The 8,518-nt window shown below is 70.3% G+C and carries 8 protein-coding genes; all 8 read right to left on the bottom strand.

The window, feature by feature from the left end; all coding sequences use genetic code 11:
- Nucleotides 1–406, bottom strand: a 406-nt coding sequence (locus BKE38_RS22170; protein ID WP_474104349.1) for an oxidoreductase, incomplete at its 3' end; no start/stop codon positions are given.
- Between the two features lie 158 nt (nucleotides 407–564).
- Nucleotides 565–2,142 (bottom strand): ABC transporter substrate-binding protein, encoded by a 1,578-nt coding sequence (locus BKE38_RS22165; RefSeq protein WP_076959414.1) that lies wholly within the window; start codon nucleotides 2,140–2,142, stop codon nucleotides 565–567.
- Nucleotides 2,143–2,293: 151 nt separating this feature from the next.
- Nucleotides 2,294–2,659, bottom strand: coding sequence for a monovalent cation/H(+) antiporter subunit G (gene mnhG / locus BKE38_RS22160; protein WP_076959413.1), 366 nt, complete (start codon nucleotides 2,657–2,659; stop codon nucleotides 2,294–2,296).
- Complete coding sequence (locus tag BKE38_RS22155) at nucleotides 2,656–2,937, bottom strand: K+/H+ antiporter subunit F (protein ID WP_076959412.1); 282 nt, start codon at nucleotides 2,935–2,937, stop codon at nucleotides 2,656–2,658. The genes mnhG and BKE38_RS22155 overlap by 4 nt, the downstream gene beginning before the upstream one ends.
- Nucleotides 2,934–3,434: a Na+/H+ antiporter subunit E gene (locus BKE38_RS22150; RefSeq protein WP_242662542.1), complete on the bottom strand. Its 501-nt coding sequence runs from the start codon at nucleotides 3,432–3,434 to the stop codon at nucleotides 2,934–2,936. Before BKE38_RS22150 ends, BKE38_RS22155 begins: the two co-directional genes overlap by 4 nt.
- Nucleotides 3,435–3,445: 11 nt before the next feature.
- Complete coding sequence (locus tag BKE38_RS22145) at nucleotides 3,446–5,053, bottom strand: monovalent cation/H+ antiporter subunit D (RefSeq protein ID WP_076959410.1); 1,608 nt, start codon at nucleotides 5,051–5,053, stop codon at nucleotides 3,446–3,448.
- A complete protein-coding gene (locus tag BKE38_RS22140; protein ID WP_076959409.1) occupies nucleotides 5,053–5,400 on the bottom strand; it encodes a Na+/H+ antiporter subunit C in 348 nt (115 codons plus the stop codon). The genes BKE38_RS22145 and BKE38_RS22140 overlap by 1 nt, the downstream gene beginning before the upstream one ends.
- On the bottom strand, nucleotides 5,400–8,279 hold the full coding sequence (locus BKE38_RS22135; RefSeq protein WP_076959408.1) for a monovalent cation/H+ antiporter subunit A: 2,880 nt from the start codon (nucleotides 8,277–8,279) through the stop codon (nucleotides 5,400–5,402). Before BKE38_RS22135 ends, BKE38_RS22140 begins: the two co-directional genes overlap by 1 nt.
- Nucleotides 8,280–8,518: the final 239 nt, after the last annotated feature.

Genomic DNA, 8,518 nt, shown 5'->3' with positions numbered 1-8,518 from the left:
GCTGCGGCCGCAGCAGGCTGACATTCCCGCGGGCGGCGATGGCGCTGGGCGCCACAGGCGGCTGGCCGTCCAGGAAGGAGGGGTCGGAAATCCGCCCGACATGCCAGAGCTGCATCACCATGCGGCCGCCGGCGGCCTTCACGGCGTCGGTGATGCGGCGCCAGCCCTCGACCTGGGCCTCGGACCAGATGCCGGGAGTGCGGGCATAGCCGACGCCCATCGGCGTCACCGAGGTGGCCTCGGTCAGGATCAGCCCGGCGCTCGCGCGCTGGACGTAGTAGTCGGCCATCAACGCGGTGGGAACGCGGTCGGCTTCGGTGGCGCGGGCGCGGGTCAGCGGCGCCATCACCAGGCGGTTGGGCAGGTCGAAGGCGCCGATCCGGACGGGATCGAAAAGCGTCGGCATAAGGGAGGTTCTCCGCGGGCGGACAGGAAGGAAGGCCGCGGCTGCGGCCCGGTCACCCAAAGGGGTGGGCGCCGCCTTCCCCGATTGCAAGAGGACTTTGCTGCGCCCGCGAAGAAAAACCTACCGAACGGTATCGATCCTCGATATCAGCCCTGGCTTCAGGCCGGTCGCACCCCCCAGAAGACCGGATTGCCCTCGGGGATTCCGGTGATGCGGCGGTTCCAGCAGGTCGGCTGCTCATACATGCCGAGCGGCGCGTAGGAGGGGTCCTCGAAGAACATCGCCTGCAGCTCGCGGCAGACCGCCTGGCCGGTGGCCAGGTCGGGGGCGTCGAACCAGCGCTGCATCAGCCCGTCGCGCCTGGTCGAGGTCCACCAGCCCGGCCAGGAGCTCGGCCCGACGCCGAGTGCGATATTCGCCGCCGGCAGGACGTTCGACAGCGAGCCGAGATAAGTGAAAAAAACATTCCAGCCGCCCTGGGCGGGGGGCGACTTGCTGGCGCGGCGCTGCACCACCGTGCCCCAGTCGAGCGACTGGTAGTCGACGTTGAAGCCGATGCGCTTCAGCATGTCGCCGGCGACCAGCGCCACGGGGGCGATGTTCGCCTGGTCCTGGGCGGCCAGGAAGACGATCGGCGTGCCGTCATAGCCGGCGGCCTTCAGCTCGGCGGCGAGCGACCCGGCATCCTTCTTCGCGCCCAGCGCGGCCAGGCCGGCATCGTTGGCATAGGGGCTGGCCGGGGCGAAAAGCCCGATGCCGGTCTTGATCAGCGAGGGCTCGGCCCCGGCATAGGCGGCCATGCAATCCTGCTGGTTCACCGCCGAGACGACGATGCGGCGGATCGCCGGATTGTCGAAGGGCGGGTGCAGGTGGTTGAAGCGCAGGCAGCCGATCGAGCCCATCTGGTCCTTCACCTCCACCGCCATCTGCCGGTTGCGGCGCAGCAGCGGCACCAGGTCGATGGTCGGCTTCTCCCACCAGTCGAACTGGCCCTGGGCCATGGCCGAGGAGGCGGTGGCGGCATCCGGCACCACGGTCCAGACGACGCGGTCGTAATGCACCTGCTTCGGCCCGGCGGTGGAGCTGATCGCGCCCTCGGGCCGCGGGACGTAGCCGGCGAACTTCGCATAGGCGACGCGGCTGCCGGCGACCTGCTCGTCCTTGAGGAAGCGGAAGGGGCCGGAGCCGACCATCTCCGTCACCGGCTTGCCGTCGTCGCGGGCGATCAGCCGCTCCGGCATGATGCAGCACATGCTGTTCGGCGTCGCCAGCGCCATCGGCAGCAGCGGAAACGGCTTCTTCAACTTGAACCGGATCAGGCGGTCGGAGGGGGCCGACAGCTCCTCCGTCGCCGCCATCAGGTCGCGGCCGAAGCCGTCGCGGGCGCCCCAGCGGCGGATCGAGGCGACGGCGTCGCGCGCCAGCACCGGCTCGCCGTCATGGAAGCGCAGGCCCGGCCGCAGGGTCAGATCCCATTGCTTGCCGTCCTGGCTGACCCCATGGCCCTCGACCATCTGCGGCTGCGGCATCAGCTTGTCGTCCAGCCCGTAGAGCTGGTCGAAGACCATGAAGGCGTGGTTGCGGGTGACGTCGGCCGTGGTCCAGATCGGGTCCAGCGTGGCCAGGTCGGATTGCGGGATGAAGCGCAGCTCGGTGGCGGCGCGGGCGGCGCGCGGCGCGGCGAGGGCCGCGGGCACGGCGAGCGCGCTGCCGAGCAGCGCACGACGGTTCAGCATTCGTGGATATCCCCAGGACAGGAAGCAGGCCGTGATCGGTTCTCGCGGCCGCCTCTGCCGGGCGGCCTGCCGGCATGATTGCCGAAGGCCGCGCCCCAGGGTCAGGTTTTTTCGGGGCTGAACAAAGATTCACCCGGCCCCGGGATGGCGATCAGTCCTCCGGCGGCGTCCGCGGCACCGGCGGCGGCGCTTCCGGATTGCCCTCCAGCCGGTCGCGGTGCAGGGCGGCGCGCGTCACCAGCATCAGCGTCACCGGCGTGGTGATGACGACCAGGATGCCGATCAGGATCTCATGCACCACCACCCGCGTCTGCAGCACGGTGAAGAAGACCATCGAGGCCAGCAGCACGCAGCCCAGCCCGTAGGAGGTGCCGATGGTCGGCGCATGCACGCGCTCATAGAAGCTCTTCAGCCGCAGCAGGCCGATCGAGCCGATCAGCGACAGCGCGGCGCCCAGCACCAGCAGGATCGCCACGGGGATGGCGACGGCCAGCGGCAGGTCGGCGGCGCCGTTCATTCGATCACCTCGCCGCGCATCAGGAACTTGGCGAGGGCCGCGGTGGAGACGAAGCCGAGCAACGCGATGACCAGCGCCGCCTCGAAATACAGCACCGTGCCGGAGCGGATGCCGAAGGTCAGCACCAGCAGCATGCCGGTGACATAGAGCGTGTCGAGCCCCACCACCCGGTCCTGGGCGCGCGGGCCGCGCAGCACGCGCCAGAGCGGGCCGACCATGGCCAGGCCCAGCATCACCTGGGCGACCAGCAGCGACCAGCTCAAGATCATCTGGCTCATTGGAAGATCTCCAGCAGCGGTTGCTCGTAGCGCTCCTTGACGATGCGCAGCCATTCGCCCTCGTCGACCAGGTCGAGCACATGCAGCAGCAGCTCGCCATCCTCGAGGTCGAACTCGACCCAGGCGGTGCCGGGGGTCGCGGTCATGATGCAGGCCAGCGCCGCCAGGGCGTTGGGATCGCGCAGCGCCAGGGGCACGCGGATGAAGCCGGCATGGCGCTCCGGCCGCGGCTTCAGCACAACCAGGGCCACCGCCAGGTTGGAGCGCGCCACGTCGACCAGCACCCGCCCCGCCAGCCGCAGGATCAGGCCCGGGCGGCGGATGCGCATCCGCTCCGGCTGCAGCAGCCCCAGGGCATGGCCGCCGAAGAAGGCCACCACGAGCCCGACCAGCAGCGGGCCGGGGCGCAGCGTCTGCTCCAGCAGCAGCCACATCAGCAGCAGGCCGGTGGACAGGATCGGATGCGGCAGGATCCAGCGCATCGCCCGTTGCGTCATGGACGGCAGCTTCACTGGCGACCCCCGTTCACCTGGCGCAGGTAATCCTTCGGCGCATGCAGCGCTTCCGCGGTGTTCTCCATGTAGCGCAGCACCGGGCCGGCGCCGGCGGTCATGCCGATGCAGAGGCCGATCAGCAGCAGCACCGGCGCGATCTCGATCACCCGCACCCGCGGCACGGCGCGGCCGGAGGTGGCCCAGAGGCTGCGGATGCCGGCGCGGGTCATGGCCAGGACGGTGGCCAGGCCGGAGAAGACCAGGGCGCCGAGCAGCAGCCAGCCGCCCCAGGAGACGTCGGTCGGGCCGCGGCCCAGCCCCTCGGGGTTGAGGATGCCGCTGAGCATGGCGAACTTGGCGACGAAGCCGGAGAGCGGCGGCAAGCCAGCCAGCAGCAGCGCGCAGCACAGGAAGCAGGCGCTGAGGATGGCCATGGTGGCGGGGATGGCGACGCCGACCTCGTCCTCCTCCTCGTCCTCGTCGTCATTGCCGTCGCCGAAGGCTTCGAGGGTCACGGCCAGCACGTCGGCGCCGACGTCGCGGCCGCGCTCGATCAGCTCGATCAGCAGGAACAGCGCGCCGATGGCCAGCGCCGAGCTCGCGAGATAATAGAGCGCGCCAGTGGTCACCCCCACCTGCCCGGCGCCGACCGCGGCGAGCAAGGTGCCGGAGGAGATCAGCACGCTGGCGCCCGCCAGCCGCCCCAGATCCTGCGTGGCCAGCACCGAGACCGCCCCGAAGCCGATCGTCGCGATGCCGCCAATGAGAAGAAAATTGTGGCCGAAGCCGGCGGAGGCGCCGGCATCCTCACCGAAGAGCAGCATCGACAGGCGCAGGATGGCGTAGAGGCCGACCTTGCTCATCATCGAGAAGATCGCCGCCGCCGGCGGGCTGGCCGCGGTATAGGCATTGGCCAGCCAGAAGCCCAGCGGCCACATCGCCGCCTTGACCAGGAAGGCCATGCCGAGGATCGCGGCCCCCGCCTCCAGCAGCTTGCGGTTCTCGGCCGGGATCGAAGGGATGCGGGCGGCCAGGTCGGCCATGTTCAGCGTGCCGGCCACGCCATAGATCATGCTGACGCCGATCAGGAACAGCAGCGAGGCGGCCAGGTTGATGGCGATATAGTGCAGCCCGGCCTTGACCCGCGCGACGCCGGAGCCGTGCAGCGCCAGGCCGTAGGAGGCGGCCAGCAGCACCTCGAAGAAGACGAAGAGGTTGAACAGGTCGCCGGTCAGGAAGGCGCCGTTCAGCCCCATCAGCTGGAACTGGAACAGGGCGTGGAAATGCGCGCCCATCCGCTGCCAGCGCGCCAGCGAGAAGGTCAGCGCGGCCAGGCCCAGCAGCGCCGTCAGCACCAGCAGCAGCGCGGAGAGACGGTCGACGACGAGGACGATGCCGAAGGTCGCCGGCCAGTTGCCCAGGCGATAGACGGTCGTCGCCGCGCCGGTCTCCGCCTGGGTGGCCAGGGCCAGCGCCGTCCCCAGCAGGACCAGGACGGACAGAATGCCGAGGCCGGCGCGCAGCCGCCCGCGCTGATCGTCCATCGGGATCATCAGGGCGCCGGCCAGCAGCGGCACCAGGATCGGCAGGATCGCCAGGTTGTTCTGCAGCGCTGCCAGCATCAGCGGTCGCGCCCCGCCTGGCCGTCGACATGGTCGCCGCCGGTCAGCCCGCGGGCGGCCAGCATCACCACCAGGAACAGCGCCGTGGTGGCGAAGCCGATGACGATGGCGGTCAGCACCAGGGATTGCGGCAGCGGGTCGGCGAAGACCGCCGGGTCGCCGCGCATGCCGGGCTCCAGGATCGGCGGCTTGCCGACCGGGAAGCGGCCCATGCTGAAGATGAACAGGTTCACCGCGTAGGAGAGCAGCGACAGGCCGATGATCAGCTGGAAGGTGCGCGGCCGCATCAGCAGCCACACGCCCGAGCCGCCGAGCACGCCGATGGCGAGCGCCAGGATCAGTTCCATCAATCGTCTCCCGGCAGGGCGGTGGAAGGCGGCGGCGGGGGCGCGGCGCGCTGGCTGCGCACCGACTGGTGGGCGATGGCGATCAGCATCAGCACCGTCGCGCCGAAGACCAGCGCGAAGACGCCGATGTCGAAGAGCATGGCGCTGGCCATCGGCAGCTTGCCCAGGATGCCGAGATCGGCATAGGCGAAGTAGGAGGTCAGGAAGGGCCGGCCGAAGAACAGCGCCGCCGTCCCGGTGCCGGCCGCCAGCAGCAGCCCCGCCGCCATCCAGCGCAGCGGATGCACGCGCAGGTGGTCCTCGACCCAGCGGGTGCCGCCGGCCATGTATTGCAGCAGGATGCCGATGGACAGCATCAGCCCGCCGGCGAAGCCGCCGCCCGGCAGGTCATGGCCGCGCAGCAGCAGGTAGAAGGCGACCAGGCAGATCACCGGGAAGAGCAGGCGCATGGTCACCGCCGGCACCGCCAGCCAGTCGCGCGCCTCGCCTGCCTGCTGCTGGTCGGGCATGCCGATGCTCTCGGGGGCCGGGCGGAAGCGGCGCAGCAGGGCGAAGACGGTCAGCGCCACGATGCCGAGCACGGTGATCTCGCCCAGCGTGTCGAAGCCGCGGAAATCGACCAGGATGACGTTGACCACGTTGGTGCCGCCGCCCTCGACATAGGCGCGCTCGAGGAAGTGGCGCGAGATGCCGTCCGGCGAGGCGCGGGTCATGGTGGCGTAGGAGATGGCGGTGAGGCCGGCGCCGGCGGCCACCGCGATGCCGAAGTCGCGGTAGCGGCGGAGGCGCGCCAGCAGCCGGTCGCTGCCGGGCAGCTCGATGCGCTTGGGCATCCAGCGCAGGCCGAGGAGCAGCAGCACCGTGGTCACCACCTCGACCAGCAGCTGGGTCACCGCGAGATCCGGGGCGGAGAACCAGACGAAGGTCAGGCAGGTGGCGAGGCCGGCGCCGCCCAGCAGGATCAGCGCCGCCAGCCGGTGGTACTTGGCCTGGTAGGCGGCGCCGATCGCCGAGAGGCCGCCCGCCGCCCAGATCAGCCCGACCACCGGGTCGACCCGGGTCAGCTGCACGCCGCCCAGCGCCAGCCCCTGCGGCAGCAGCGCCAGCGCGGCGGCGCCGAAGCAGACCACCACCATCAGCCGCAGCTGCATCTGCAGCCGCGCGGTGCCCAGCAGCCGCTCCAGCGTGCGGGCGAAGCGCCAGGACAGGAAGACCATGGCCTGGTCGAAGATGCGCCGGCCGTCCAGGCCGCGCAGCAGCGGCGTGCCCTCGACCCCGGTGGAGAAATGCCGCTGCAGCAGGCGGTACAGCACCACGCCGCCGATCAGCGCCAGCACCGACATGACCAGCGGCAGGTTCACGCCATGCCAGACCGCCAGGCTGTATTCCGGGGTCTCGCCGCCCAGGATCGAGCGGACGGCGACGTCGAGGAAGGGGCCGATGGTGGCGGCCGGCAGGATGCCGACGACCATGCAGCCGAAGACCAGCACTTCCACCGGCACGCGCATGAATTGCGGCGGCTCGTGCGGCACCTTCGGCATGTCGCCGGTGTCGGGGCCGAAGAAGGCGCCGTGGATGAAGCGCAGCGAATAGGTCACCGCGAAGATGCCGGCGATGGTCGCGGCCACCGGCATGATGCTGTGCAGCAGCGTCGGCGCCGTCGAGGCCGTCAGGGCTTCCGTGAAGAACATCTCCTTGGAGATGAAGCCGTTGAGCAGCGGCACGCCGGCCATGGCGGCGGCGGCGACGAGGGCCAGCCGCGCCGTGAAGGGCATGGTCTTGTTCAGCCCGGACAGGCGCCGGATGTCGCGGGTGCCGGTCTCGTGGTCGATGATGCCGGCGGCCATGAACAGCGAGGCCTTGAAGGTCGCGTGGTTCATGGTGTGGAAGATGGCGGCGACCATGGCCAGCGGGCTGTTCAGGCTGAGCAGCAGGGTGATCAGGCCGAGGTGGCTGATCGTCGAATAGGCCAGCAGACCCTTCACGTCATGCTGGAAGATCGCGACGTAAGCGCCCAGGATCAAAGTGATCATCCCGGCCGAGCCCAGGATCCAGAACCATTCGTCGGTGCCCGCCATGACCGGCCAGAGCCGCGCCATCAGGAAGATGCCGGCCTTCACCAGCGTCGCCGAATGGAGATAGGCGGAAACCGGGGTCGGCGCCGCCATGGCCTGGGGCAGCCAGAAGTGGAAGGGGAACTGCGCGCTCTTGGTCAGGGCGCCCAGCAGGATCAGCACCAGTGCCGGCAGGTAGAGCGCGTGCTCGCGGATCAGGTTGCCCGATTCCAGCACCACGTCCAGGTCGTAGCTGCCGACGATATGCCCCAGCAGCAGCATGCCGGCGAAGAGCGCCAACCCGCCGGTCGCGGTCACCGTCAGCGCCATGCGGGCGCCGTCGCGGGCGGCGGCCGAATGCTGCCAGTAGCCGATCAGCAGGAAGGAGAAGAGGCTGGTCAGCTCCCAGAAGAAGACGAGCTGGATCAGGTTGCCCGACAGCACCAGCCCCATCATCGAGCCCATGAAGGCCAGCAGGAAGGCGAAGAAGCGCGGGATCGGGTCGTCCGACGACATGTAGTAGCGGGCGTAGAGCACCACCAGGAAGCCGATGCCGGCCACCATCACCGCGAAGACGGCGGCGAAGCCGTCCATCCGCAGCACCAGGTTGAGGCCGAGTTGCGGCACCCAGGGGATCTCGACCCGCGCCGCCCCGCCCCCGGTCACCGCCGGATAGCAGAGCCAGACCATCAGCAGCGCGGCCAGCGCCACGCCGCCGGCGAGCCAGGCCTCCCACCGTCGGGCATTGGCGGGCAGCAGCGCCGAAACCAGCGCGCCGAGGAACGGCAGGGCGATCGCCGCCGAGAGGTACAGGGCGTCAGGCATCGGGCGCCGGGCTCTCCTCGTCTCGTCTTGTCGTCTTCCACGAGGACGCCGCCGTCACTGCTGGCGGATCATCCCCGAGGGGCGCGGCCTCCTGCCCCGCCCCGGCGCGGTATCATCGGCGGCGCCCGCTTACGCGTCCGGCTGGTCCGAGGCCTGCAGCATGGCGAGCGCCTCCTCGGCCGAGGCCGCCTGGCGCAGCTGCCGCGGCAGCTGGTTGTCGCGCAGCACCTTGCAGATGT

Source organism: Teichococcus deserti (genome assembly GCF_001982615.1).
Classification (GTDB): domain Bacteria; phylum Pseudomonadota; class Alphaproteobacteria; order Acetobacterales; family Acetobacteraceae; genus Pseudoroseomonas; species Pseudoroseomonas deserti.
The sequence above is the reverse complement of the archived record's forward strand: the minus strand, read 5'-3'. Positions and strand labels throughout refer to the sequence as shown.

Coding starts and splice junctions, on each gene's coding strand:
- BKE38_RS22165 (WP_076959414.1), bottom strand. CDS start 2,142: ATGCTGAACCGTCGTGCGCTGCTCGGCAGCGCGCTCGCCGTGCCCGCG.
- mnhG (WP_076959413.1), bottom strand. CDS start 2,659: ATGAACGGCGCCGCCGACCTGCCGCTGGCCGTCGCCATCCCCGTGGCG.
- BKE38_RS22155 (WP_076959412.1), bottom strand. CDS start 2,937: ATGAGCCAGATGATCTTGAGCTGGTCGCTGCTGGTCGCCCAGGTGATG.
- BKE38_RS22150 (WP_242662542.1), bottom strand. CDS start 3,434: ATGACGCAACGGGCGATGCGCTGGATCCTGCCGCATCCGATCCTGTCC.
- BKE38_RS22145 (WP_076959410.1), bottom strand. CDS start 5,053: ATGCTGGCAGCGCTGCAGAACAACCTGGCGATCCTGCCGATCCTGGTG.
- BKE38_RS22140 (WP_076959409.1), bottom strand. CDS start 5,400: ATGGAACTGATCCTGGCGCTCGCCATCGGCGTGCTCGGCGGCTCGGGC.
- BKE38_RS22135 (WP_076959408.1), bottom strand. CDS start 8,279: ATGCCTGACGCCCTGTACCTCTCGGCGGCGATCGCCCTGCCGTTCCTC.